Genomic DNA, 440 nt, shown 5'->3' with positions numbered 1-440 from the left:
ATGGCGCTCAATGACGCTTAGCACCTCTGATAGTTGGTTCGAAATTTCGATGGTCACCGCTTCCCTCATGATGTCTAACGGGCGAGGTAAGCCGACCGCAGAATGCGGGTCGGCTTGACCGAAATGTTAGAACCAGAAGCCAAAACGGATAACTTGAATTTGGCGACGGGCGCTAACCGTGAAAAAACGCTGCGCCACCGAGGCGGCACAGCACTGCAAAAACGATAGCTGCTTGCGCTTGCTACGCAAGGGCTAGAGGCCAAAAAGACTGAAAACCTGCGCAGCCCATGCAGGCGAAGCCCGGAAAAAAGGCAAAACAGGCACTGAATAACGCCTGAAAAGCTAAATGCCGTTTGAATAAACATGAGCTAAATAAAGCTGGGTTTCAGTGGTGCTAACGTTGGACGTAACGAGAGCCGGAGCGCAGCGGAGGGAACCAA

At 52.3% G+C, this 440-nt stretch carries 1 protein-coding gene; it reads right to left on the bottom strand.

The annotated features are described in order from the left end of the window. Nucleotides 1-74: 74 nt before the first annotated feature. Nucleotides 75-365 (bottom strand): DUF1010 domain-containing protein, encoded by a 291-nt coding sequence (locus tag M3223_RS24610; protein ID WP_001336345.1) that lies wholly within the window; start codon nucleotides 363-365, stop codon nucleotides 75-77. Nucleotides 366-440: the final 75 nt, after the last annotated feature.

Origin of the sequence: Paenibacillus pasadenensis (assembly GCF_023715725.1) — a bacterium.
Classification (GTDB): domain Bacteria; phylum Bacillota; class Bacilli; order Paenibacillales; family Paenibacillaceae; genus Paenibacillus_O; species Paenibacillus_O pasadenensis_A.
The sequence above is the reverse complement of the archived record's forward strand: the minus strand, read 5'-3'. Positions and strand labels throughout refer to the sequence as shown.

Coding starts and splice junctions, on each gene's coding strand:
- M3223_RS24610 (WP_001336345.1), bottom strand. CDS start 365: ATGTTTATTCAAACGGCATTTAGCTTTTCAGGCGTTATTCAGTGCCTG.